The sequence below is a fragment of the Pseudonocardia sp. CA-142604 genome (assembly GCF_050948475.1).
GTDB lineage: Bacteria > Actinomycetota > Actinomycetes > Mycobacteriales > Pseudonocardiaceae > Pseudonocardia > Pseudonocardia alaniniphila.
This window is the reverse complement of record NZ_CP192045.1, coordinates 8094608-8118895: the sequence shown is the minus strand read 5'-3', so window position 1 is coordinate 8118895 and position 24288 is coordinate 8094608. Positions and strand designations below refer to the sequence as shown.

Genomic DNA, 24288 nt, shown 5'->3' with positions numbered 1-24288 from the left:
GGGCCGGTTTTCGTCGTCTCTGTCCGATCTTGTGTCTGTTTTGTCCTGTTAAACGCGTCAGCTCCCCGCTCACACGAGTTGCTTTGGCAACAAGATCCTCCTAGGTTCACGCGAACGTGTGCCGAGATCAAAGGCACGTGGGCGAAAGCAAGGGGACGGTCATGCCAGCTGGGTTCCTGCAACGGGAGCGGATCGTGGCTCCACCGACGTGGAGTCGGTGGCTCGTTCCGCCCGCGGCGCTGTCGATCCACCTGGCCATCGGGCAGGCCTACGCCTGGAGCGTGTTCAAGCCGCCGCTGGAGAACGGGCTCGGCATCTCCGGTGTGGAGAGCGCTCTGCCGTTCACGCTCGGCATCATCATGCTCGGAGTGTCGGCGGCCCTCTTCGGCACGAAGGTCGACGCCAACGGACCGCGCTGGGCGATGGTCGTGTCGTCGACATGCTTCGTCGCCGGGTTCCTGATCTCGGCCCTGGGCCTGTACTTCTCGCAGTACTGGCTCGTGGTGATCGGCTACGGATTCGTGGGCGGCATCGGACTCGGTATCGGCTACATCTCGCCGGTGTCCACCTTGATCAAATGGTTTCCCGACCGCCCCGGTCTCGCCACCGGTATCGCCATCATGGGTTTCGGTGGTGGCGCTCTCATCGCCTCGCCACTCAGCAGCCAGCTGCTTAGTGCGTTCGGCGGATCCGGCTCCGACCCCGACGTCCACGGAATCGCGTTGACGTTCCTGACGATGGGCTTGATCTACGCGGTGTTCATGTCGGTCGGATGGCTGCTGATCCGGGTGCCGGCCGATGACTGGAAGCCGCTCGGATGGGACTCGTCCCAGGCACGGCAGGGCACGCTCATCACCCGCGCAAACGTCTCCGCGCGTAATGCGATCAAGACGCCGCAGTTCTGGCTGCTGTGGGTGGTGCTCTGCTTCAACGTCACGGCGGGTATCGGCATCCTCGAACGCGCCAACCCGATCTTCACCGACTTCTTCGGCGACGCCGGGCCCGCCGCCACCGTCGCGGCCGCGGCCGTCGGGTTCGTGTCCATCCTGTCGCTGGCCAACTCGCTGGGCCGCATCCTGTGGTCGTCGCTGTCCGACTACCTGGGCCGCAAGAACATGTACCGGATCTACCTGGGCGTCGGCGCGTTGCTGTATCTCACGGTCACGCTGATGACGAACTCCAACAGGGTCGTGTTCCTGATCTGCGCGATCCTCATCCTGTCGTTCTACGGCGCGGGCTTCGCCACGGTGCCGGCGTATCTGCGCGACCTGTTCGGCACCTACCAGGTGGGTGCGATCCACGGGCGGCTGCTCACCGCGTGGTCCACGGCCGGCGTGCTGGGCCCGCTCATCGTGAACGCGATCGCGGACGCCCAGATCGAGGCGGGCGTGGAGGGCCCCGGCCGATACACCATCGCGTTCATGATCATGATCGGACTGCTGGTGATCGGGTTCATCTGCAACGAGCTGATCAGGCCCGTGAACGAGAAGTTCCACGAGCCGACCCTGGAGTCGGCGTCGAAGGCGGGAGCGCAGGCATGAGCACGGCCGGAGAGATGAGCGCTGCGGGGCAGGCCGCGGGCAAGCCGAGCGACGCGTGGGGCCCGCTGCAGTGGGTGATCGCGGTGGTCGTGTGGCTGTGGGTGCTGGTTCCCCTCGGCTACGGGCTGTACCAGCTCGTGATCAAGATCCCGGCGCTGTTCGGCTGATCGTGGCGGCGGGCGCGTCGGGAGCCCATGCCATAGGGTCCTCGTCGTGAGCCCGAGCAGTGATGCGAAAGCCCTGTCCGAGTGGGTCGACGCCGTGTCCCAGGAACTGGGGCTGGAAGGTGCGGTGGACAGCGCCACCACGGTCGACATGGTCCTCGACCTCACCTCGGACGTCGCCCACGGCGTCAGCCGCCCGGGCGCGCCGGTAACGGCGTTCCTGATCGGGCTGGCGGCCGGGCGGGCCGCCGACCCTGCGGTCGCCGCTCGCGACTACGCACAGAAGATCAGCCGCCTCGCCGACGGGTGGGACAGCGAGCGCGGGGCATCGAAGCAGGCCTGATCCCGGGCCGGCCCCGCCGGCTCGGTCAGCCGATGATGTCGAACTCCGCGATCACCTTCGTCGGCCGCAGGCGCACCACGAGCTCGCCGGGCCCGGCGTTGCGCTTCCCGAAGTCCGCGGCGCGCTCCTCACCTACGTAGCGGGCCGCGATCGCGGTGGCGGTGCGGAGGAGCTCGTCGGGTTCCTCCGAGACCGTCGCCTCGCCTTGGACCTGCACGTACGCGTATGGCGGTTCCGGCAGGTCGACGCAGAGCGTCAGCCGGGGGTCGCGGGCCACGGCGCGCCCCTTCGCGGTGTTCTTCCCGGTGTTGAACACCAGTTCGGGTGCCTCGTCGGGGCCTTCCACCAGGAACCACACGGGCGCCACGAGCGCTCGGCCGTTGGCTGCGACGAAGCCGAGCCTGCCGGTGCGGGTGCCTTCGGAGAGGAAGGCGCGGACCTCAGGGTCAATCCGGGTCATGCGTCGCACTGTATTCACGCCGACGGCTATCCGCTGCCCAGCCGCGCCGTGAGCCGACCGCTGGGACCGTGGCCGCGCAGGAGCCCTACCCGGTGGTCTCGTCCGCGGTGCCCTGCGGAGCAGGGGCGGCCCGGTCGATGTGGTCGAGGAGGCCGGCAGCGAAGTTCTTCGGGGGCATTTCGGCCATCCCGATGAGGGTCTCCGTGCGCTGCATTCCCGGGATCTGCCAGATCCGCTCCATGAGCAGCGTCCGCAGGTGCCCGTGGTCGCGCACCCGCAGCTTGGCGAGCATGTCGAGGCTACCGGTGACGATCATGACGTCCTCGACCTCGGCGATCTCCCACAGGCTGCGCATGATCTCGGCGGTGTCGTACCCCGCCGCGGCGGTGACCGACAGGTACACGCTGACCCCGTAGCCGACGGCGTCCCAGTCGATCTGTGCGCCGTAGCCGCGGATGACGCCGCTGCGTTCCAGCCTGCTCATCCGTTCGCTCACCGTGGGTGCCGAGATACCCAGCCGTGCTGCCAGTCGGCGCTGGGAGATGCGGGCATGTTCCGCGAGGTGACGCAGCAACGCGAGATCGATGTCGTCCAGAGGCACGGCCGCCCTGGGCTGCGCCGCGACCTTCGCCAGCCCGGCCAATGATGCGTCCAACCGACCCATACCTACCTCGCCGACTGCTGTGCCCTCATCTCGTGGTGCGGCAAGTGAGCCACGCCGCCTGCCGATCGACAGAAGTTTCCCCTCAGATTCTGTCGAATGCAAGGCTGCTGCGGGTGACATTTCGATTGAGAGCCTGCTTCAGCGTCGTTAGGCTTACACACGAACTTCGGGTCGCAGTCACCCCCAGCCACCGGGCCCCGCCGGGCCGTCGAGGGAGGAAAACCGTTGATCGATCTCTCCGGACGCGTCGTCCTGATCACCGGGGCGGGCGGCGGCATCGGTTCCGCGGCCGCTCGCACCGTCGCCGCGGCAGGCGCGTCGGTCGTGCTGCACGACGTCAGCGCGGATGCCACCCTCGCCCTGGCGGAGGAGATCGGCGAGCGGGCTCACCGGCTCGCGGCCGATCTGAGCGACTCCGCGGCCGCCGACGCGCTGTGGCAGGAGGCCCTGCAGGTGCACGGGCGGATCGACGTGCTGGTCAACAACGCCGGCATCTACCCGCCGGCGCCGCTGGACGAGAGCCTCGCCGAGTGGATGGGCGTCTGGAACCGGTCGCTGGCGGTCAACCTGCTCGCACCTGCGGTTCTGTGCCGTGCGGCTGTCGCCACCTACCGGACCCAGGAGGACGGCGGCATCATCGTCAACCTGGCGAGCCGTGCCGCCTTCCGCGGCGAGGACCCGGACTACTGGCACTACGCCGCGGCGAAGGCGGGCGTCGTCGCGATGACCCGCACCATCGCGCGCCAGTACGGGCGCGAAGGCGTCACCGCGTTCGCCCTCGCCCCGGGATACGTCGACACCGCGTTGAACAAGGTGTTCGCGGAGGAGGTCGGCGTCGAGGTCGCGGCGCGCGACACCGGACTCGGCAAGGTGGCCCAGCCGCAGGACGTCGCCAACGTGATCGCGTTCCTCTCCTCGGGCCTGGCCACGCACGCCACCGGCACCACCATCGACGTCAACGGGGCGAGCTATGTCCGCTGACTCCACGGCCCAGGCCGCGACGCGCCTGTTCGTCGGGGGCCGGTGGCGCGACGGCGCGGCGGGCCGGATCCCGGTGACGGACCCCGGCAACGGCCGGACTATCGGCACCGTGGAGCAGGCGGACGAGCGCGATGTCGCGGATGCGCTCGACGCTGCGTCGGCCGCGTTCCGTGCGTGGAGCACCACGGTGCCGGCGCAGCGCGGCGCGATCCTGAAGAAGGCCGCCATGCTGCTCGGTGAGCGCGCGGCGGAGGTCGCCACCACCCTGATGCTGGAGGCCGGGAAGACCCGCGCCGAGGCGCGCGGCGAGATCCAGCGGGCGATCGACACCCTCGAGTGGAACGGCGAGCAGGCCGCCCGGGTCGAGGGCCGGGTGATCGGCGGGGCGGTCGCGGGCAGCAGGCGCTACTCCGTCCCGACCCCGCTCGGCGTGGTCGCCGCGTTCACCGCCTGGAACTTTCCCGCCGTTCTCGGCGCCCGCAAGCTCGGCGGCACGCTGGCCGCCGGCTGCACCGTCGTGCTGAAGGCGGCCGAGAGCGCCCCGGGCACGGCTGCGGCGATCGTCCAGGCGCTGGTCGACGCCGGGCTGCCGGACGGTGTGGTGAACCTCGTCTTCGGCGACCCGCCCACGGTGTCCGCCCAGCTCCTGGGCTCGCCCGTGGTCAAGGCGGTGACCTTCACCGGCTCCACCGCAGTCGGGAAACAGCTGGCCACCCTCGCGGCCCCCCGGCTGATCCGGGGTGTGTTCGAGCTCGGCGGCCACGCGCCTGTCCTCGTGTGCGAGGACGCGGACGTGCACAGCGTCGTCGCCGTCACGAGCCCGGCGAAGTTCGGCTCCGCCGGCCAGTCCTGTGTCGCGCCGAGCCGCTACCTGGTGCACCGCAGCCTGTACGACGCGTTCGCCTCCCGGCTGACCGACCACGCGCGATCGCTGCGCCTGGGCCATGGCTCGGACCCGGAGACCACGATGGGTTCGCTGGTTCACCAGGGCCGGGTGGACGCCATGCTCCGGCTGACGCAGGACGCGGTCGGTCGCGGTGCCCGGCTGCTGTGCGGAGGCCGTCAACCCGAGCGGGACGGTTTCTACTTCGAGCCCACGGTGCTGGCGGACGTGCCGCACGACGCGGACATCATGTCCGAGGAGCCGTTCGGGCCGATCGCGGCGGTCGTCCCGTTCGACGACTTCGACGAGGCCGTCGAGCTGGCCAATGCCCCGGAGTACGCCTTCGCCTCCTACGTCTTCACCGACTCGCTCACCCGGCGCGAGATCGCGGTGGAGAGGCTGAAGGCGAGCAACATCGGCATCAACCAGATGGCGCCGTCGCTGCCGGACGCTCCGCTCGGCGGGCTCGACGCGAGCGGCTACGGCTACGAGGGCGGGGCCGAGGGAGTGCTGTCGTTCACGCAGCTGCGGCTCGTGAGCCAGTCCGCAGCACCGCGCTGACCCGCCCACCGAGGCAATCCGGCACGCGTGTTGCCGGAATCGGTGGACCGGGCCAACGGGTTGTCACCAGCACGAGGACCGGCATCCAGGGGGGAACGTGTCCGCTGTCGCTGCGCCGACGCAGCCTGCTCGCATCCCGCGAGTCGTCCCGGTGCTGGCGCTGAGCATCTTCGCGCTCGGCACCAGCGAGTTCATGATCGCCGGGCTGCTGCCACAGCTGGCGTCCGACCTCCGGGTCGGGATCCCCGAGGCGGGCTACCTGATCTCGGCGTTCGCGGTCGGGATGATCGTCGGCGCTCCCGCGATGGCCGTGCTGACGCTGCGACTACCCCGGCGCACCACGCTGCTTGCCGCCCTCGGTGTGTTCGTCGTCGGGCACGTGGTCAGCGCTCTCGCGCCGCAGTACGGAATCCTGCTCGCCGCACGGGTGGTCACGGCAGTGGCGACCGGGGCGTTCTGGGCGGTCGCGGCCGTCGTCACGGTGTCGGTGGTGGTTCCGCAACTGCGAGCCAGGTCGCTGGCGGTGCTTCTCGGCGGGCTCACGGTCGCGAACGTCGCCGGGGTGCCGCTGGGCACTCTCGTGGGCCAGCAGTTCGGCTGGCGCTCGGCGTTCTGGGCGGTCGGCGCGCTGGCCGCCGTGAGTGCGCTCGGCGTGATGCTGAGCGTCCCGCCCGGCACGGGGCGCGGGGCCGCGCCGCGGGTGGCCGCTGAGCTCGCGGCGTTCCGGCACGGGAGGTTGTGGCTCGCGCTGGGCACTACGGCCTTGTACCAGTCGGCCATGATCGGCGCGTTCAGCTATGTCGCACCGTTGCTCACCGAGGTCGCGGGGATCGAGGAGCGGTGGGTGCCCGCCGTGCTGCTCGGGTTCGGGCTCGGGAGCCTCGTCGGCGTGGTGGTCGGTGGCCGGCTCGCCGATCCGTACCCGTGGCCCACGCTGTTCGGCGGTCTCGCGAGCGCCGGGCTGCTGCTCGGGCTGGTCGGGGTGTTCGCGCGGGAGCCGGTGGTCGTCGCCGGGCTGGTCGTGCTGCTGGGTGCCATCGCGTTCATCGCCGGTGCCCCCCTGAACGCGAGGGTGTTCGCGCTGGCGGGCGCCGCTCCCACACTGGCGAGCGCCACCAACACCTCGGCGTTCAACGTCGGCAACTCGCTGGGGCCTGCGCTCGGCGGGCTGGCGATCGGGGCGGGGTGGGGCTTCACCGCGCCGGCCTACCTGGGCGTGTTGCTGGCGGCAGGGGCGATCGTGGTGGCGCTCGTGTCATGGCGGCTCGACCGGCGGGGACCACTGCCCGCGGAGTGAAGCGGCGCCGCCGATAGATCAGAGTTCACCTGCGCGTCCCCTTCACGATCCGGCGTCCGGTTCACCCGATCGGATTACATGCCACCATGCGCTCCCACCACGCCGTCGACCGGCGCACCCTGCTCCGCACCGCCGCGATCGGCGGGCTCGCGGCGGCCGTCCCGCTGGGTACCGCCGCCCCCGCGTTCGCCGCTCCGGCCCTTGCCCGCCCCGACCGCCCCGTGCTCACCCACGGTGTCCAGTCCGGGGACGTGCTCGCGGGGTCCGGACTGGTCTGGGCCCGTGCCGACCGGCCGTCGCGCATGGTCGTCGAGGTGTCGGCCGACGCCGACTTCCGCCGCTCCCGCACGATCCGCGGACCCGTCCTCACACCGGACACGGACTTCACCGGCAAGCTGCGCGTGCCCGGTGAGGGACGGACGGTGCACTATCGCGTCACGGCGGAGGACCTCGACGGCCGGAGCGTGAGCGAGCCCGTGAGCGGCTCGTTCCGCACGCTGCCCGGCAAGCGCGACGGCGTCCGCTTCCTGTGGTCGGGTGACGTGGCCGGACAGGGCTGGGGGATCAACCCGGACATCGGCGGGATGCGGATCTACGCGGCGATGGCCGACCGCCACCCGGACTTCTTCATCCACAGCGGCGACACGATCTACGCCGACAACCCGGTCACGGAATCCGTCAAGCTGCCTGACGGCCGGACGTGGCGCAACATCGTGACCCCCGAGAAGTCCAAGGTCGCCGAGACGCTCGCCGAGTTCCGCGGGCAGCACGCCTACAACCAGCTCGACGAGAACGTGCGCGCGTTCGCCGCGGCGGTGCCCCAGATCAACCAGTGGGACGACCACGAGGTCCTCAACAACTGGTACCCCGGCGAGGTGATCACGGACGCCCAGTACACCGAGAAGCGCGTCGACGTGCTCGCGAAGCGGGCGTTCCAGGCGTTCCACGAGTGGGTGCCGCTGGACCCGCGCCGCGCGGTGGACGGGCGGGTCTATCGGCGGCTGCCCTACGGCCCCCACGTCGAGGTCTTCGTGATCGACATGCGGACCTACCGCGACGCCAACGACGCCAACACGAAGCCGATGGAGCGGATCCTCGGTGAGAAGCAGGCGAAGTGGCTGGTCGACGCGCTCGAGTCGTCGAAGGCGACGTGGAAGATCGTCGCATCGGACATGCCGATCGGCATCCAGGTGCCCGACGGCACCGCGTGGGAGGCCGTCGCCAACGGCGTTGCGGGCCCGCCGAGCGGCCGCGAGGCCGAGATCGCCTGGGTGCTGACCGAGCTGAAGAAGCGCGAGGTGCGCGACGTCGTCTGGCTGACCGCCGACGTGCACTACACCGCGGCCATCAACTACTCGCCCGCCCGCGCGGCCTTCACGGAGTTCGACGAGTTCTGGGAGTTCGTCTCCGGCCCGCTGAACGCCGGCGCGTTCGGACCCAACGCGATGGACTCGACGTTCGGCCCCGAGGTGGCGTACGTGCGGGCGCCCCCGGCCGCGAACGCCTCGCCGATGGAGGGCTTCCAGCACTTCGGTGAGGTCGAGGTCGCACCGGGCGGCGAGGAGCTGCGGGTGACGCTGCGTGCGCAGGACGGTGCGGGGCTGTGGTCCAAGGCGCTGACGCGCACGAAGTGACGTCCCGGTCCTGACGTAGAGGTCGGGACAACGAGGGAGTGCGCGATCCGCCACCCGCAGGGAGGATCGCGGACATGCGGACGGTGTGCGGAGTGGCGCGGCGGATCCAGTCGCTCGTAGGACGCGGCATGCGCAAGCCGGGCCGCGTCGCGCAGGTGCTTCCGTTGGCCGGTGGTCGCAGGCCGCTGCTCTCCGAGCAGGTCGGGGAGCAGCGCCGCGGCGGCGTCCGGCTCGACCAGGTGGACCGCACGGCGTGTGGCAGCGCGGTCCTCGTCGCGCTGGCCGCGTGGGCCGACCCCGGCGAGACGCAGCGCCTCGACGGGGAGCGGGTGCTGGGTGCCGTCACCGGATCCGCGGGCGTGACCACGGGGGTCGCCACCGGCTTCGGCACCCGTTACGACGAGCGTCAGCGCCAGGTGCACCGCGAGACCAACCGCTTCTGGCCCCGCGCGCTCGGGACGACCCCGTGGGGAATGGTGCGGTGGTTGCGGCGCAACGTCCCCGGCGCGGGGCCGTACCGGGTGCGCTTGGTGGACGACACGTCGGCCGCCGACCTCGCGGCCGCCCTCGACGAGGCGGGCGCCGTCCTCGCGGCCGGCCGTCCCGTGCCGATGCTCGTCGGGTCGGTCGTCCCGCGGCACTACGTCATGGCGCTCGGTGTGCAGGGCACCGACTCGTGGCGGGTCTACGAGCCGTCCCTCGGCCGGGTGCGGGCGCTGGACCTGCGGCTCGTGCGGCAGCGCAGGCTCGCCCCCGTGCTGGGTTTCCACCGGCTGCACGCCCTCCTGCTCCCGCCCGCGGGCACGGGTGCGCGGGGAACCGGGTCGACTGCGGCTCGTAGACTTGAGCGGTGACCGACACGCTTCCCTCCCGCACTGCCGACCTGCCCGCCCAGTGGAATCCGGGCGAGGTAGAGGCCGGTATGTACGAGCGGTGGGTCGATGCCGGCTACTTCACCGCCGACGCGTCGAGCGACAAGCCGGCGTTCTCCAACGTCATCCCGCCGCCGAACGTCACCGGCAGCCTGCACATCGGCCACGCGTTCGAGCACACCCTCATCGACATCCTGGTGCGCCGCCGCCGCATGCAGGGCTACGAGACGCTGTGGCTCCCCGGCATGGACCACGCGTCGATCGCGGTCCACGCGCTGGTCGAGCGCGCGCTCGCCGCGGAGGGCACGAGCAGGCGTGAGATGGGCCGCGAGGCCTTCGTCGAGCGCACCTGGCAGTGGAAGGCCGAGTACGGCGGCGCCATCCTCAGCCAGATGCGGCGCCTCGGCGACAGCGTCGACTGGAGCCGCGAGCGCTTCACCATGGACGAGGGCCTGAGCCGTGCCGTCGTAACCATCTTCAAGCGCCTCTACGACGACGGCCTCATCTACCGGGCCGAGCGGATGGTCAACTGGTCGCCGGAGCTGCGCAGCGTGCTCTCCGACGTCGAGGTCGAGCACCGCGAGGTCGAGGGAGAGCTCGTTTCCATCCGTTACGGCGACGGTGCCGACGCGGTCGTCGTCGCCACCACCCGCGTGGAGACGATGCTGGGCGACACCGCCGTGGCGGTCCACCCCGACGACGAGCGCTACAAGCACCTGGTCGGCCGGGAGATCGAGCTCCCGCTGGTGGGGCGCATGATCCCGGTCGTCGCCGACGAGCACGTCGACCCGAGCTTCGGCACGGGCGCGGTCAAGGTCACCCCGGCCCACGACCCCAACGACTTCGAGATCGGGCGGCGCCACAACCTGCCGATGCCCTCGATCATGGACGAGTCCGGGCGGATCGCCGACACCGGCACCGAGTTCGATGGCATGGACCGCTTCGAGGCGCGCGTCGCCGTGCGCGAGGCGCTGGCCGCGCAGGGGCGGATCGTCGCGGAGAAGCGCCCGTACGTCCACAGCGTCGGGCACTCGTCGCGGGGCTCGAAGGAGCCGATCGAGCCGCGCCTGTCGCTGCAGTGGTTCGTCAAGGTCGGGCCGCTGGCGAAGGCCGCGGGCGACGCCGTGCGCGACGGCCGTGTGGCCGTCCACCCGAAGGAGCTCGAGCCCCGCTGGTTCAGCTGGGTCGACAACATGCACGACTGGACCATCAGCCGGCAGCTGTGGTGGGGCCACCGCATCCCGGTCTGGTACGGCCCCGACGGAGAGATGGTCTGCGTCGGCCCGGACGAGGAGCCGCCGGCAGGCTGGACGCAGGACGAGGACGTCCTCGACACGTGGTTCTCCTCGGCGCTGTGGCCGTTCTCCACGCTGGGCTGGCCGGACAAGACCCCCGACCTCGAGAAGTTCTATCCCACGTCGGTGCTGGTCACGGGCTACGACATCCTGTTCTTCTGGGTCGCCAGGATGATGATGTTCGGCCTCTACGCGATGCAGGACCAGGGCCCGGACAGGGCGATCCCGTTCCACACCATCGCGCTGCACGGCATGGTCCGCGATCAGTTCGGCAAGAAGATGTCGAAGTCGTCCGGCAACACCGTCGACCCGCTGGAGTGGATGGACCGCTACGGCACCGACGCCCTGCGCTTCGCGCTGGCGCGTGGGGCGAACCCGGGCACCGACGTCCCGATCGGCGAGGACGCCGTCCAGGCCTCCCGCAACTTCGACACGAAGCTCTGGAACGCCACGAGGTTCGCGCTGGCCAACGGCGCGTCACCGGCGCTGCCGCTGCCCACCGAGCCCACCGACGCCGACCGCTGGATCCTCGGCAGGCTGCGCGAGGTCCGCGAGCAGACCGACGCGCTGTTGGAGGACTTCCAGTTCGCCAAGGCGGTCGAAGGGCTCTACCACTTCACGTGGGACGAGCTCTGCGACTGGTACGTCGAGCTGGCGAAGGTGCAGCTCCGCGACGACGCCACCGCCGACGGCACCAGGGCGGTGCTCGGGCACGTCTTCGACGCGCTGCTACGGCTGCTCCACCCGGTCATCCCGTTCATCACCGAGGCGCTGTGGCAGGGGCTCACGGACGGGGAGTCCGTCGTCGTCGCGCAGTGGCCGGTCGACGCAGGTGCTGCTCCCGACGCCCTGGCCGCCTCCCGGATCGCCGACCTGCAGAAGCTCGTCACCGAGGTCCGCCGCTTCCGCACCGAGCAGCGCGTGCCCGACACCCGTCGCGTCGCCGCCCGCATCGTGGGGCTGGACGAGGCAGGGCTCGCCGGCCACCGCGGTGCCGTCGCGGCGCTGGTCCGGCTGGATGACGCGGGCCCGGACTTCACCCCCACGGCCGCGTTCGAGGTCGGGCTCGGGGACGGCACGGTCCAGGTGGAGATCGACACGTCCGGCGCCATCGACGTGGCCGCCGAGCGTGCTCGGCTCACCCGCGACCTGGCCGCGGCCCGCAAGGAGCTCGACCAGGCGGACAAGAAGCTCGGCAACCCCAAGTTCGTCGAGAAGGCGCCCGCCGACGTCGTCGAGGGCATCCGGTCCCGGCGCGCCACGGCGGCCGCCGACATCGACCGGATCGAGGCAAGGCTGGAGGCTCTGCCCGCGTCATGACGAGGGACCGAGAGGAACTGCCGGAGGGCGAGGGCGAAGTCCGCTCCCCGGAGGAGGCGGCGGAGGACGCCGTCGTCTCGCACGTTCTCGACGCCATCCGCGGTGGGGAGAGCCCCGACGTCGTGCCGGCGCAGTCGTCGGTGATCGGGTTCGCGGAGTTCCTCGCCGCCGACGCCGCGCTCGACCGGCGCGCGCCCGAGACGGTGATCGAGCCCTCTCTGGAGAGGATCGCAGCGCTCGTCGACGTGCTCGGCGACCCGCAGCGCGGCTACCCGGTCGTGCACATCACCGGCACGAACGGCAAGACGTCCACGTCCCGGATGATCGACGCCCTGCTCACCGAGATCGGGCTGCGCACCGGCCGCTACACGAGCCCGCACCTCCAGCGCGCCACCGAGCGGATCAACATCGACAACCGGCCGATCTCCCCGGAGCGCTACGTCACGCTCTACCGGGACGTCCTGCCGTTCGTCGAGATGGTCGACGCGAAGCTCGGCACGCTCTCGAAGTTCGAGGTGCTCACGGGGATGGCCTTCGCCGCCTTCGCCGACGCCCCGGTCGAGGCCGCGATCCTGGAGGTCGGGCTGGGCGGCGTCTGGGACGCCACGAACGTCGCCGACGGCAACGTCGCGGTGGTCACCCCGATCGGGCTCGACCACATGGAGTTCCTCGGCGACGACATTCTCGGCATCGCCCGGGAGAAGGCGGGGATCATCAAGCCGGGCGCGGTGGCGGTGCTGGCCGCGCAGGACAAGAACGTGGCCGAGGTGCTGCTGGAGCGCTGCGTCGAGGTGGACGCCCAGGTGGCCCGGGAGGGTGCCGAGTTCGGCGTGCGGGAGCGGGAGATCGCGGTGGGTGGCCAGCGGCTCACCCTGCAGGGTCTCTCCGGCACCTACGACGACATCTTCCTGCCGCTGCACGGCGAGCACCAGGCGAGCAACGCCGCGCTCGCCCTCGCCGCTGCTGAGGCCCTCGTCGGTGCCGGACCGAGGCAGCCGCTGGATCCCGACGTCGTGCGTGCGGCGTTCGCCGGCGTCGCGTCGCCGGGTCGGCTGGAGCGGGTCGCGGCAGGCGAGGGCGGGCCCACCGTGCTCATCGACGCAGCGCACAACCCGGCGGGCGCTCGCTCGCTCGCCGCCGCGCTCACCACCGACTTCCGGTTCGCGCGGCTCGTCGGCGTGCTCGGCGTGATGCGGGACAAGGACGTGCGCGGCATCCTGGACGAGCTGGAACCGGTGTTGCACGAGGTGGTCGTCACCGCCAACTCCTCGCCGCGGGCCATGGATCCCGACGAGCTGGGCGCGGTCGCCGCCGAGGTGTTCGGTTCCGACCGCGTGAGCGTCGAGCCCGTGCTGGCCGAGGCCATCGAGCAGGCGGGGGAGCTGGCCGAGGAGGGCGGCGAGTCCGGCGTCGGTGTGGTCGTGACCGGCTCGGTGGTCACGGCCGGTGAGGTGAGGGCCATGTTCGGGAAGGAACCCGTATGAGCTCGCCCGGCCCCGGCAACGGGGCCGACCCCGTCGCCGGGCCCGCACCTGTGCAGGGACCCGACCCCATGAAGGGGCTGCGCGGGGTCTTCGCCGCCACCCTCACGCTCGAGGCGATCGTGGTGGCGCTGGCGCTGCTCGTGCTGCCGAAGTTCGGTGAGGGCGCCACCCCGCTCGCTGTCGGGGTGATCGGGGCGCTGGCCGTCGTGATGATCGTCGCAGCGGGGTTGCAGCGGCGGCCCTGGGGACTCGGGCTGGCGCTCGTCCTGCAGGTCGTGATGGTGGCCTGCGGGCTGCTGGTCCCGGCGCTGGGCGTGATGGGCGGGGTGTTCGTCCTCGTCTGGGTCGTGCTCCTGCTGCTGCGCCGCGACCTCGCGGGGAAGATGGCCCGCGGGGAACTGCCCAGCCAGCAGCCCCGGGATCCCTGACGCCGCCGCTCCGCGGCCCGTCGATACGCTGGGCGACGTGACTGAACGCACCCTGGTCCTCGTCAAGCCCGACGGCGTCGAGCGCAAGCTGATCGGCGAGGTGCTCGCGCGCATCGAGCGCAAGGGCCTCGACATCGTCGCGCTCGAGCTGCGCACGGTGGAGCGCGAGCTCGCCGAGCAGCACTACGCCGAGCACGACGGCAAGCCCTTCTTCGGTGACCTGCTCGAGTTCATCACCTCTGGACCCGTGCTCGCGGCCGTCGTCGAGGGCCCGCGGGCGATCGCAGCTTTCCGGCAGCTGGCAGGCGGCACCGACCCGGTTGCCAAGGCCACCCCCGGCACCATCCGCGGCGACTTCGGCCTGGAGACGCAGTACAACCTCGTCCACGGCTCCGACTCGGAGGAGAGCGCGGCGCGGGAGATCAAGCTCTGGTTCCCGAACCTCTGACCTCGGCCCGGCTCAGTTGACGCGGGCCGCCGCCTGTCGGGCGGCCCGCAGCTGAACCGGGTCGTGCGCGTTGAACACGGTGACCTCGTCGCCGTGCGCGCGCACGAGCTCGCGCAGCCTTTCCTGGTTGGCGAGCCGCAGCCCGCGGGCGGTCTCCACCTGGCGCTGCATCACTCGCAGGCCCGGCGTGCACCAGGGCGCGTCGGGCCGCATCTCGGCGTGGAAGAAATAGGCATCGCCCGCGTGCAGCAGCCAGCGGTCGTCCCCGCGCACCGCCACGCCCGTGTGCCCGACGGTGTGGCCGATCAACGGCACCAGCAGGATCTCCGGCGGCAGCCCGGGGATATCGCGCACGGCATGGAAGCCGAACCACTCCTCGCCCTGCGGGTCGTGTGGCGCCCACTTCGGCCCGTGCGCCCACTGGCCGCGCGGGTAGCGCGTGCGCTCGCTGCCGCTGCGCGCGCCCCGCGCGGCCTCCAGCTCCGTGCGCAGCACGTGCACCTGGGCGTCGGGGAAGTCGCGCAGCCCGCCGCCGTGGTCGAGGTCGAGATGGGTGAGCACGACGTGGCGCACGTCGGACGCGTGGAAGCCGAGCGCCTCCACCTGGTGCAGCGCGGTCTCGGCGATGTCGAGCACGGGCCGGGCCAGGCGGCGCCACCCTCGGGTGAGAGTGGCGTCCGGGTCGGCGACGTCGCCCGTGCCGAGCCCGCTGTCGACGAGGACGAGGCCGTTGTCCGTCTCGATCAGCAGGCAGTGGCAGACCAGCTCGGCGGTGGCGAGGACGGGCCCGGTGCCGCTCACCAGCCTCCCGCCGAACGGGCGCATCGTGGCGCAGTTGAGGTGGTGGACCTTCATGTCGAGCTCCGTCCGTCGGTCAGGAGGATCCGCAGGCGGGCGCCGACGGCGTGCAGGGGGGCGAGGTCGCGGCGGGTGCGCGCGAGCAGGAGGGCGCCCTCGATCGCGGCTATCGCCACCGTGGCGATCTCCTCGGGGTCCTCGACGCCCGCCGAGTTGAGGTGGTTCGCCACGAGCGACTGCCACGAGTCGTAGACGTCCGCGCAGGCCGCACGGATCTGCTCGCTGTGCCCGGCCGTGTCCAGGGCGACGATCGCGACCGGGCAGCCCTCGCGGAAGTCGGTGGCGGCGAGGTGCGCGCCGAGCAGATCGACCGCTCGCTCCAGCGCCTGCACCGGATCGGGCGTGCTCGCCAGCGTCGAGGCGAGTGCCGAGCAGAGCTCGTCGCCGGCCAGCCGCACCGACTCGACGGCCAGTTGCTCCTTCCCGCCGGGGAAGTGGAAGTACAGGGAGCCCTTCGGCAGGTTGCCCTCGCTGAGCACCTGGTTCAGCCCCGTGGCGTGGTAGCCCTGCGCCCGGAAGAGACCCGCGGCGGTGCGGATCACCCGTTCCCGCTTCGTCGTCGATCGTTCGGTCACGACGGTGACTATAGAGACCGGTCTACTGAGCGTCCGGACCGCCCGATATCGCGCGATTTATGTCGGGGAGGTCCATTACCGTGCGGGACGTGGCAGACGGGCTGGTCCAGGCGCGCGGGCTGCGCAAGCGTTTCGGTGATTTCGAGGCGGTCCGGGGCGTCGACATCGACGTCGCCCGCGGCGAGGTGTTCGGCTTCCTGGGCCCCAACGGCGCCGGCAAGTCGTCCACGATGCGGATGATCGCGTGCGTCTCCCCACGCACCGACGGATCGCTGCAGGTCCTGGGCATGGATCCCGACGTCGACGGCCCGCGCATCCGGGCCCGCATCGGCGTCGTCCCCCAGCTCGACAACCTCGACACCGAGCTGACGGTCCGGCAGAACCTGCAGATCTACGGCCGCTACTTCGGCCTGTCCCGCGCCCACGTGCGGGCCAAGGCCAGTGAGCTGCTCGAGTTCGCGCAGCTCACCGAACGGGCCGAGCACGAGGTGGAGCCGCTCTCCGGTGGGATGAAGCGCCGGCTCACCATCGCGCGTGCCCTGGTCAACGACCCCGAGCTGCTGCTGCTCGACGAGCCCACCACGGGTCTCGACCCGCAGGCGCGCCACCTGCTGTGGGAGCGGCTCTACCGGCTCAAGCGCGAGGGCGTCACCCAGATCATCACCACCCACTACATGGACGAGGCCGAGCAGCTGTGCGATCGGCTCGTGGTGATGGACGGCGGCGTGATCGTGGCGGAGGGGTCACCTGCCGAGCTGATCGGGCGGTACTCCACCCGGGAGGTGCTGGAGCTGCGGTTCGACGTCGAGCAGCGCCCCGATGCCGCCGCACTCGCGCGGTTCGCCGAGCGGGTGGAGGAGTTGCCCGACCGCCTGCTGCTCTACTCCGCCGACGGCGAGCACACCCACGCCGAGGTCGCGCGCGCCGGCTTCGTGCCGCTGTCGGCGCTGGCACGGCGCTCCACGCTGGAGGACGTCTTCCTCCGCCTCACCGGCCGCACACTGGTGGACTGATGACCGCCGGCACCGGGAGCGCCCCGGTCGTCATGCGGTCCACCGGGCGGGCGCCGGGCCGGTGGGGCGGCGTGCTGCGCGTCGTGGAGCACCTCTGGACCTGGTACCGGCGCAACTGGCGGGCCACCGTCGTGTCGTCGGTGCTGCAGCCGCTGCTGTTCCTGCTGGCCTTCGGGGTGGGCTTCGGCTCGCTCGTCGCCGGCACCGGCAGCGCGCAGGCGGCAACCGGCGGCGTCGACTACCTGGTGTGGCTCGCGCCCGCGCTGCTGGCCGTCTCGGCGGTGCAGAGTGCGGCGTTCGAGTCCACCTACCCGGTGCTGTCGGGGTTCAAGTGGCAGCGGGTCTACCACGCGATGACCGCGAGCCCGATCTCCCCGGCCCAGGTGGCGCTCGGGCACCTCGTCTGGGTCGCGCTCAAGACGGCTGGCTCCGGTGCCGTCTACGTCGTCGTGATCGCCCTGTTCGGTGGCGTCACGAGCGTGGGCATCGTGGGGTCGCTGCTGGCAGCCGTGCTCACCGGGGCCGCGATGGCGTCGCTCGTCACCGCGTTCTCCGCCACCGTCGAGAACGAGGGTGCCGCGTTCAACGCCCTGTTCCGCTTCGTCGTCATCCCGATGACGTTGTTCTCGGGCACGTTCTTCCCGGTCGACCGGCTGCCGGAGTGGGTGCAGCCCGTCGCGTTCGTCTCGCCGCTCTGGCACGGCACCGAGCTCGCCCGCGCGGCGGCCCTCGACCGGTGGCAGCCCCTCGCCGCGCTGGGCCACCTGGCCTACCTCTGTGCGCTCCTCGCGCTCGGGATCGCGCTCGCCACCCGGTTCTTCACCAGGAGGCTCACCAGGTGACCACGCAGGTTCCCGCTCCGCCGGCGGCCGGCGGGTTGTTGCGCCTGCTCCCGGCCGGGAGCTACGCGGGGCGCTCCCACGCGTTGCTGCTGCGCTCGGCCACCGCTTCCCGGCGGGCGTGGCTCGCGTTCGTCTCGGGGTTCTTCGAGCCGGTGTTCTATCTCGTCGCGATGGGGCAGGGGCTCGGATCGCTGGTCGGCACGCTGCCCGGGCCCGACGGCAGCCCCATCAGCTATGCGGCCTTCATCGCTCCGGGGCTACTCGCCGCCTCGGCGATGAACGGCGCCGTGTTCGACGCCACCTTCAACGTCTTCTTCAAGCTCAAGCACGCCAAGCTCTACGACGCGATGCTGGCCACCCCGCTCGGCACGGTCGACATCGCGCTCGGAGAGATCGGCTGGGCGCTCATCCGCGGCGGGCTCTACGCGCTCGGGTTCCTCACGGTGATGGCGGGCTTCGGGCTCCTCGTCTCTCCCTGGGCGCTGCTCGCGCTGCCGGCCGCTCTGGTGGTGGCGTTCGCCTTCGCCGCCATCGGCATGGCGGCCACGTCCTACATGCGGTCGTGGCAGGACTTCGACCTGGTCACGCTCGTGATCCTGCCGATGTTCCTGTTCTCCACCACCTTCTACCCGCTCTCGGTGTATCCGCGGTGGCTGCAGATCGTGGTGGAGTGCCTTCCGCTCTTCCATGCGGTGGAGCTGATGCGGGGGCTCACCACCGGCGCGGTGCACCTCGGGATGCTCGGACACCTGACGTACTTCGTCGTGATGATTGCGGTCGGTGTCACCGTCGCGTCGCGCCGGCTCGATGCCCTGTTGCTGCGCTAGCCTCCGCTCGTCCGAGTCTCCGGTTCCGTCGAGCGAACTCGGCTGGCCCGACGCCTGCGGGCAGGCAGACAATGGCGCCCATGACGGTGACGTCCCGGCGACCAGTGCTCGCCGACCTCGTCCGCAGGATCCTGGTGGCGGTGTTCGCGGTGCTCCAGATCGTCGTTTCCGTGCTCGCGGAAACCGGGGGCACGCACGACTCCATCGGGGTGGTGGCTCGCGAGTACGCCACGCCGTTGCTGGCCGCCGATTGGGCGTTCGCCATTTGGGGCCCCATCTACGTCGGGTTCCTCGGCTATGCCGTGTACCAGGCGTTGCCGGGGCAGTGGGGTCGGCAGCTCCACCGCGAGATCGGCTGGTGGCTCGCGTTCTCCGCGGTGGTCAACATCGGCTGGGTGCTGGCGTTCGGGTCGGGCTGGGTGCCACTGGCCGAGCTGCTGATCGTGATGCTGCTGGTCGCGTTGGCGGTCGTGTTCGGCCGGCTCAGCAGGCAGCCTGCCGAGAGCGTCCTCGAACGTGTTGTCCTGCGCGGCACGGTCGCGCTCTACACGGGATGGGTGTCGTTCGCCATCGCGCTCGCCACCGCGGCCACCGGGGCGTGGATGGGCCTGCCCGGCTCCGGCGCGCTGGCGGCGATCGCGGCGGTCGTCGTGCTGCTGGCGGTGTCGGTGATCGCGTCGTGGGTGGTGCTCGCCGGCACGGCCGTCATCGGCTACTCGGTCGCCGCGGTGTGGGCAGCGGCCGGCATCGCGCTGAACGACCCGCCCGCCGCGGTGGTGGTTGCCGGCGCGATCGCGATCGTCATGATCATCGCTTCCACCACCCGCAGGCTCACCACTGCGGGCAACCCGATGCGCGCCGCCTGGGGCTGACCCCGTCCGCGCGCTGGGTCAGGGGAGGTCCACCCGGAGCACATCTCCGGTGTCGTAGGCCATCAGCCCGCCTTCGGCGGCGAAGAGTCCGAGGCCGGCCAGCCGCCGGTCCTGGGCCACCACGGTGACGGCCCCGTCGGCGCCGACGGCGAGCACCACGTCGTCGGAGACCACGAGCGGCCGCCCGGACCCGTCGAGCCCGACGGTTGCGCGCGGCAACGCGAGCGCCGCAGGCGCGACGCCCCGTGCCAACTGCACCGCCACCGGGGTGGTGTCGCCGCGCCGCTCGCCCGCGTCGATCACCGGTCCGAGAACCCGGTCGCCGTCGAGTGCGAGCAGCCGGCCGTCGGCGAGCACCCAGCCGCGGCCGTCGCTGCGGACCACGCCACCGTCGATCCGGCCCTCGACCGTGCTCACGGGCGCACCGCCGTCGATCCGGAAGGCGCCCGTGGGCGTGGCGAGCAGCGGTGGGCGGCCACCGAGGTCGGTGACGAGGAACGTGTCGGCACCCCCGGTGGGCGCCGGATCTGCGACGGGCGCGAAACGTTGCTCACCTGCCGCAGTGGCGTGCACGAGCGTCCGGGGCGTGCCGCCGGGGGCCGACTCGAGCCACCACACGCCGCCGGAACCGTCGGGCCACACCGGGCCTCTCATGCCGTCCGAGCGCGTGCCGACGGGCGTGCGGGTTCCGTCCGCGGCGACGACGGCCACCTCGCCGCCCGGCGCCCCGGCCGCCCACCGCCCGTCGACACCGAGGGGGACGCCGAGCGAGTCGCGTCCCGCCCTCGCCACCGGCACCAGCGTGACGGGCCGGGCAACCGCGGCGGGGCTCGGAGTGCAGCCCGCCGGAGGTGCCGGGAGGTCGCCGAGCGCGGAGTCCGGTTCCGGGAGCCGCCACAGCGCAGGTCCGCCGGGGTCGAGAGAGGCCAGCACGACGTCTCCGGATGGGGCCACCGCGATCGAGCCGACCGGGCCCGGGAGCGGGGAGGGCACCGCGCGCAGCGCCCCGGAGGGATCCAGCCGGACCAGCCGGGCCGTGGCACCGTCCCCGGCGACGAACCAGACCCCGCCCGCGGCGTCGACGGCGAGCGGGCTCTGATGGGGGAGGAAGGTCGCCGGGCCGGACGCCGTGAGTCCGCACGACGGGTCGAGCCCGCCTGCCAGCACGTCAACCTCCGCGCGGGCGGCCGGTCCGCTGGAGATCCGTTCCAGGCGAACCCCGGCCGCCTGCGGGACGAATCGCAGGGCACCGTCGCGCAGCGGAAGCACCGCGGTGACATCGACGGGCACGCTGTCGGCCGGCCCGAGGATGAACACCACCGGCAGGAAGGTGCCCGCGGCCGACTGGGTGCCGTTTCGTTCCGCGAGGTCGAGTACGCGTGCGGTGCCGGGCGGGTCGCCAGTGGAGCGCAACCACATCGTGCCGTCCGGGCCGACCACGCTCGCGGCGCTCACCCCGTGCACGGTGACGGCGACGGGGTCGGTCGCGTCGAGCCCGGTGACTGTCACCTCTTCCGCACCCGACCAGCGCGCGACGCGGCCCTCGTCCACTCCGAGGATCGACGGGCCGGGCGTCGTGGGTGGGGCGTCGGGGGTCAGGGCGAGCACCTCCGCGCGTCCACGGGGGTCGACACCGGCGAGCCCGGCCCTGTTCGCGATACCGACCCCGCCGTCGAGGGGCACGATGCGGGGTTCGGGGGACGCGGGGAGCCCGGCTGTACCGGTGCGCAGCTGCGGAGCGTCCAGTTCGGCGATGCGCACGAACGGTCCGGCGGTGCGGTCGTCGGAGCCGGATCCCGGTCCACCGGGCAGCACCGGCACGGCAACCGCGATGAGCGCGACCGCCAGTAGCGCGCCGAGGAGGAAGCGTGGCGTCCGGCCGGCGGCGAGGAGCACGGCACCGGTGCCGGCGATCAGCGCGATCACGGCGCCGAGGGCCGCGCCCGAACCCCACCCGGCAAGCACCGACACCCCGGCCGCGACGAACGCCGCTCCCGCCACCGCCACGAGCACCCGCGCCGCGACGGCCCAGCGCCCGCCGCGTCGGGCGTACAGGAGCACGACGGCCGCGGCCGCCACGACGAGCGCGACCAGCACGGCGGCCCCCGCGGTGCCGATGACCTCCCAGCCCGACCAGCGTGCGGCATCTCCCGGCACGGCGGGCCCGGTGCCGCTGAGCACCACGGGCCGGCGGGGCGCGGTCCACCACGGCAGCGGCAACGTCACCGCGGGGACGGCCACCAGCGCGACCGCCGTGAGCAGGGCGGGTGGCGTGCGTCCGATCGCCATCGGCGCCCCCCTCGTTCGTCCGGGCGGTCACCGTACCCACCCGGCGACCGGAATGGGTGCCGCGCGGTCGACGGGCGCTTCGCCGGTGGGGCTACCCTGGATCAGCGTGACCGGCGACCTACTCCCACCAGTGGTGACGTGATGGCCCCCACCGTGTTCGCCGAGCTGGAACCGCTGCTGCCGAGGGTGTCCAAGCCGGTGCAGTACGTCGGCGGCGAGCTGAACGCGCAGCTCAAGGACTGGGAGTCGGCTGCCGTCCGATGGGCGCTCATGTACCCCGACGCCTACGAGGTGGGCCTGCCCAACCAAGGCGTCATGATCCTCTACGAGCTGCTCAACGAACGGGACGACGCGCTCGCCGAGCGCTGCTACTCCGTGTGGCCCGACCTCGAGGCGCTGATGCGCGAGCACGGCGTGCCCGCGTTCACGGTGGACGGTCACCGGCCGCTCGGGGCCTTCGACCTGCTCGGCGTGAGCTTCTCCACCGAGCTCGGCTACACCAACCTGCTCACGTCGCTGGATCTCGCCGGCATCCCGCTGCACGCGGCCGATCGCGGTATCGACGATGTCGTCGTGGTGGCCGGTGGCCACGCGGCGTTCAACCCGGAGCCGATCGCCGACTTCATCGACGTGGCCGCGATCGGCGACGGCGAGGAGGTGGTCGGGGAGATCACCGACGTCGTCAAGCAGTGGAAGGCCGAGGGCAGGCCCGGTGGCCGTCCCGAGTTGCTGCTGCGACTCGCGGCCACGGACGGCTGCTACGTCCCGTCGCTCTACACCGTGACCTACGGCGACGACGGCGCGATCGCCGCGGTCACCCCGACCGGGGAGCGCGTGCCGCGCACCGTCACCAAGCGCACCACCATCGACCTCGACTCGTGGCCGTACCCGAAGAAGCCGCTGGTACCGCTGGCCGAGACGGTGCACGAGCGTGCCAGCGTGGAGATCTTCCGTGGCTGCACGCGCGGCTGCCGGTTCTGCCAGGCGGGCATGATCACCCGGCCGGTGCGCGAGCGGTCCCTGGCCGGCATCGGCGAGATGGTCGACTCCGCCGTGCGTGCCAGCGGGTTCGACGAGGTCGGGCTGCTGTCGCTGTCGAGCGCCGACCACTCCGAGATCGCGGAGATCACGAAGGGCCTGGCCGACCGGTACGAGGGCACGAACACATCGCTGTCGCTCCCCTCCACCCGCGTCGACGCGTTCAACATCGACCTCGCCAACGAGATCTCCCGCAACGGTCGCCGCTCCGGGCTCACCTTCGCGCCGGAGGGCGGTTCCGAGCGGATCCGCCGCGTGATCAACAAGATGGTGTCGGAGGACGACCTGATCCGCACCGTCTCGGAGGCGTTCGCACAGGGCTGGCGGCAGGTGAAGCTCTACTTCATGTGTGGCCTGCCCACCGAGGAGGACGAGGACGTCCTGCAGATCGCCGACATGGCGCACAACGTGATCCGCGCCGGCCGGGAGGCGTCCGGGCGCAACGACGTGCGGTGCACCATCTCGATCGGCGGGTTCGTGCCCAAGCCGCACACCCCGTTCCAGTGGGCCGCGCAGGCGCACCCCGACGTGGTCGACGACCGGCTGCGCAAGCTGCGCGCGGCCGTCAACAGCAACCGCAAGCTCGGCCGCAACGTCGGGATGCGCTATCACGACGGGCAGCCTTCGTTGATCGAAGGCCTGCTCGCACGTGGTGACCGCCGCGTGGGCCGGGTGATCGAACGGGTGTGGCGCGACGGCGGCCGGTTCGACGGCTGGAGCGAGCACTTCTCCTACGAGCGGTGGGTCGGGGCGTCGGCTGCGGAGCTGGAGCCGCTCGGCGTCTCGCTCGACTGGTTCACCACGCGCGAGCGCGGCCGCGACGAGATGCTCCCGTGGGACCACCTCGACTCGGGCCTGGAGCGCGACTGGCTGTGGGACGACTGGCAGGACGCCCTGTCGGGCCGTGAGCAGGACGACTGCCGGTGGACGCCGTGCTTCGACTGCGGTGTCTGCCCCTCCACCGGCACGGACATCCAGGTCGGCCCGAGCGGCACGAAGCTCATCCCGCTGGCTGTCGTGAATCCGGTGGCCGGAGCCTCGGGCGCGAGTGGCTGAGCGTCCCGGGTCCGGTCCGCAGGTCACCATCCGAGTCGCCGACGAGCGCGATGTGCTCGCATTGGCCGGCCTGCGCCGCGCGTGGCTGGAGGAACGCACGGGCGAGCCGATCGACGACCCCGGGTTCGAGGCAGCCTTCGAACAGTGGTGGCGCGTGGAGCTGCCCCGGCGGACGTTCTGGCTGGCCGAGGTCGGATCGCAGCGCAGCGGCTTCACCGCGATCGGCTCGATCAACGTCGTCGAGATCGTGCACATGCCCCGGCCCGGCGCGCGGGGCGGGCGCATCGGGCACGTCGGCAACGCCTTCGTGCTGTCGGCCTTCGCCGACCGCGGTGTGCCGGCGGCCCTGCTGGCTGCCGCGCTGGAGCACGCCCGGGATCGCCGCTACCGGCGGCTGCTGCTCGCCCCCACGGCCGGCAGCGCACCGTTCTACCGGCGGGCGGGTTTCGTGGCGGCGGGTGAGCAGTTGCTCATGCTCGACCCGTCGACCCTTCCGGCACCGCCTGCCTGAGCATCCGATCTCGCCCGCGGCACGGGAAGGGG

The 24288-nt window shown here is 71.9% G+C and carries 23 protein-coding genes; 18 read left to right on the top strand and 5 right to left on the bottom strand.

Going from position 1 to position 24288, the window contains the following annotated elements; all coding sequences use genetic code 11:
- Positions 1-161 precede the first annotated feature (161 nt).
- From ACQPZQ_RS36750 to ACQPZQ_RS36740, 3 genes are read left to right on the top strand one after another with little or no spacing between them, the layout of a single operon-like run.
- Entirely contained in the window at positions 162-1541 is a 1380-nt protein-coding gene (locus ACQPZQ_RS36750; protein WP_433288694.1) for an OFA family MFS transporter, read from the top strand.
- Complete coding sequence (locus ACQPZQ_RS36745; protein WP_433288692.1) at positions 1538-1708, top strand: MFS transporter small subunit; 171 nt, start codon at positions 1538-1540, stop codon at positions 1706-1708. Before ACQPZQ_RS36750 ends, ACQPZQ_RS36745 begins: the two co-directional genes overlap by 4 nt.
- A gap of 46 nt (positions 1709-1754) precedes the next feature.
- Complete coding sequence (locus ACQPZQ_RS36740) at positions 1755-2048, top strand: DUF6457 domain-containing protein (RefSeq protein ID WP_433288690.1); 294 nt, start codon at positions 1755-1757, stop codon at positions 2046-2048.
- 25 nt (positions 2049-2073) lie between these two features.
- Here the strand turns inward: ACQPZQ_RS36740 and ACQPZQ_RS36735 are convergent, their stop codons facing one another.
- Together ACQPZQ_RS36735 and ACQPZQ_RS36730 are read right to left on the bottom strand one after the other, a co-directional pair.
- On the bottom strand, positions 2074-2508 hold the full coding sequence (locus tag ACQPZQ_RS36735) for a PPOX class F420-dependent oxidoreductase (protein ID WP_433288688.1): 435 nt from the start codon (positions 2506-2508) through the stop codon (positions 2074-2076).
- An 85-nt stretch (positions 2509-2593) separates the two neighbouring features.
- Positions 2594-3163 carry an Lrp/AsnC family transcriptional regulator gene (locus ACQPZQ_RS36730; RefSeq protein ID WP_433288686.1) on the bottom strand — a complete coding sequence of 190 codons (570 nt, stop codon included), beginning with the start codon at positions 3161-3163 and terminating at the stop codon, positions 2594-2596.
- Positions 3164-3397: 234 nt separating this feature from the next.
- Here ACQPZQ_RS36730 and ACQPZQ_RS36725 point away from each other — a divergent pair, with 234 nt between their 5' ends.
- The 9 genes from ACQPZQ_RS36725 to ndk all read left to right on the top strand — a co-directional run bounded on the left by ACQPZQ_RS36725 (position 3398) and on the right by ndk (position 14375).
- A complete protein-coding gene (locus tag ACQPZQ_RS36725) occupies positions 3398-4153 on the top strand; it encodes an SDR family NAD(P)-dependent oxidoreductase (RefSeq protein WP_433288684.1) in 756 nt (251 codons plus the stop codon).
- Positions 4143-5597, top strand: coding sequence for an aldehyde dehydrogenase family protein (locus ACQPZQ_RS36720; RefSeq protein WP_433288682.1), 1455 nt, complete (start codon positions 4143-4145; stop codon positions 5595-5597). Before ACQPZQ_RS36725 ends, ACQPZQ_RS36720 begins: the two co-directional genes overlap by 11 nt.
- A 97-nt stretch (positions 5598-5694) precedes the next feature.
- On the top strand, positions 5695-6894 hold the full coding sequence (locus ACQPZQ_RS36715) for a Cmx/CmrA family chloramphenicol efflux MFS transporter (RefSeq protein WP_433288680.1): 1200 nt from the start codon (positions 5695-5697) through the stop codon (positions 6892-6894).
- Between the two features lie 86 nt (positions 6895-6980).
- Positions 6981-8528 (top strand): alkaline phosphatase D family protein, encoded by a 1548-nt coding sequence (locus ACQPZQ_RS36710; protein WP_433288678.1) that lies wholly within the window; start codon positions 6981-6983, stop codon positions 8526-8528.
- 74 nt (positions 8529-8602) lie between these two features.
- Positions 8603-9382: a hypothetical protein gene (locus ACQPZQ_RS36705; RefSeq protein ID WP_433288676.1), complete on the top strand. Its 780-nt coding sequence runs from the start codon at positions 8603-8605 to the stop codon at positions 9380-9382.
- Positions 9379-12015 carry a valine--tRNA ligase gene (locus ACQPZQ_RS36700; protein ID WP_433288674.1) on the top strand — a complete coding sequence of 879 codons (2637 nt, stop codon included), beginning with the start codon at positions 9379-9381 and terminating at the stop codon, positions 12013-12015. Before ACQPZQ_RS36705 ends, ACQPZQ_RS36700 begins: the two co-directional genes overlap by 4 nt.
- Positions 12012-13499 carry a bifunctional folylpolyglutamate synthase/dihydrofolate synthase gene (locus tag ACQPZQ_RS36695; protein WP_433288672.1) on the top strand — a complete coding sequence of 496 codons (1488 nt, stop codon included), beginning with the start codon at positions 12012-12014 and terminating at the stop codon, positions 13497-13499. The genes ACQPZQ_RS36700 and ACQPZQ_RS36695 overlap by 4 nt, the downstream gene beginning before the upstream one ends.
- Positions 13496-13927, top strand: a complete 432-nt coding sequence (locus ACQPZQ_RS36690) for a DUF4233 domain-containing protein (protein ID WP_433288670.1) — start codon at positions 13496-13498, stop codon at positions 13925-13927. Before ACQPZQ_RS36695 ends, ACQPZQ_RS36690 begins: the two co-directional genes overlap by 4 nt.
- Positions 13928-13964: 37 nt before the next feature.
- Positions 13965-14375: a nucleoside-diphosphate kinase gene (gene ndk / locus ACQPZQ_RS36685; RefSeq protein ID WP_241037651.1), complete on the top strand. Its 411-nt coding sequence runs from the start codon at positions 13965-13967 to the stop codon at positions 14373-14375.
- Between the two features lie 12 nt (positions 14376-14387).
- Here the strand turns inward: ndk and ACQPZQ_RS36680 are convergent, their stop codons facing one another.
- Both ACQPZQ_RS36680 and ACQPZQ_RS36675 read right to left on the bottom strand, forming a co-directional pair.
- Positions 14388-15230, bottom strand: a complete 843-nt coding sequence (locus ACQPZQ_RS36680) for an MBL fold metallo-hydrolase (RefSeq protein ID WP_433288668.1) — start codon at positions 15228-15230, stop codon at positions 14388-14390.
- The gene (locus ACQPZQ_RS36675; RefSeq protein WP_433288666.1) at positions 15227-15808 is read right to left on the bottom strand and encodes a TetR/AcrR family transcriptional regulator; all 582 of its coding nucleotides are present in this window, start codon (positions 15806-15808) and stop codon (positions 15227-15229) included. Before ACQPZQ_RS36675 ends, ACQPZQ_RS36680 begins: the two co-directional genes overlap by 4 nt.
- 89 nt (positions 15809-15897) lie before the next feature.
- Here ACQPZQ_RS36675 and ACQPZQ_RS36670 point away from each other — a divergent pair, with 89 nt between their 5' ends.
- The 4 genes from ACQPZQ_RS36670 to ACQPZQ_RS36655 all read left to right on the top strand — a co-directional run bounded on the left by ACQPZQ_RS36670 (position 15898) and on the right by ACQPZQ_RS36655 (position 19362).
- Positions 15898-16821 (top strand): ABC transporter ATP-binding protein, encoded by a 924-nt coding sequence (locus tag ACQPZQ_RS36670; protein WP_433288664.1) that lies wholly within the window; start codon positions 15898-15900, stop codon positions 16819-16821.
- Complete coding sequence (locus tag ACQPZQ_RS36665) at positions 16821-17663, top strand: ABC transporter permease (RefSeq protein WP_433288662.1); 843 nt, start codon at positions 16821-16823, stop codon at positions 17661-17663. The genes ACQPZQ_RS36670 and ACQPZQ_RS36665 overlap by 1 nt, the downstream gene beginning before the upstream one ends.
- Positions 17660-18490 carry an ABC transporter permease gene (locus ACQPZQ_RS36660; RefSeq protein ID WP_433288660.1) on the top strand — a complete coding sequence of 277 codons (831 nt, stop codon included), beginning with the start codon at positions 17660-17662 and terminating at the stop codon, positions 18488-18490. Before ACQPZQ_RS36665 ends, ACQPZQ_RS36660 begins: the two co-directional genes overlap by 4 nt.
- Before the next feature lie 80 nt (positions 18491-18570).
- Entirely contained in the window at positions 18571-19362 is a 792-nt protein-coding gene (locus ACQPZQ_RS36655) for a hypothetical protein (RefSeq protein ID WP_433288658.1), read from the top strand.
- Between the two features lie 18 nt (positions 19363-19380).
- Here ACQPZQ_RS36655 and ACQPZQ_RS36650 read toward each other — a convergent pair whose 3' ends face one another.
- Complete coding sequence (locus ACQPZQ_RS36650; protein ID WP_433288656.1) at positions 19381-21651, bottom strand: hypothetical protein; 2271 nt, start codon at positions 21649-21651, stop codon at positions 19381-19383.
- Between the two features lie 141 nt (positions 21652-21792).
- On the opposite strand from ACQPZQ_RS36650, the gene ACQPZQ_RS36645 reads away from it, so the two are divergent.
- Both ACQPZQ_RS36645 and ACQPZQ_RS36640 read left to right on the top strand, forming a co-directional pair.
- The gene (locus ACQPZQ_RS36645) at positions 21793-23745 is read left to right on the top strand and encodes a TIGR03960 family B12-binding radical SAM protein (RefSeq protein ID WP_433288654.1); all 1953 of its coding nucleotides are present in this window, start codon (positions 21793-21795) and stop codon (positions 23743-23745) included.
- Positions 23738-24256 carry a GNAT family N-acetyltransferase gene (locus tag ACQPZQ_RS36640; protein ID WP_433288652.1) on the top strand — a complete coding sequence of 173 codons (519 nt, stop codon included), beginning with the start codon at positions 23738-23740 and terminating at the stop codon, positions 24254-24256. The genes ACQPZQ_RS36645 and ACQPZQ_RS36640 overlap by 8 nt, the downstream gene beginning before the upstream one ends.
- The last annotated feature ends 32 nt before the right edge of the window (positions 24257-24288 follow it).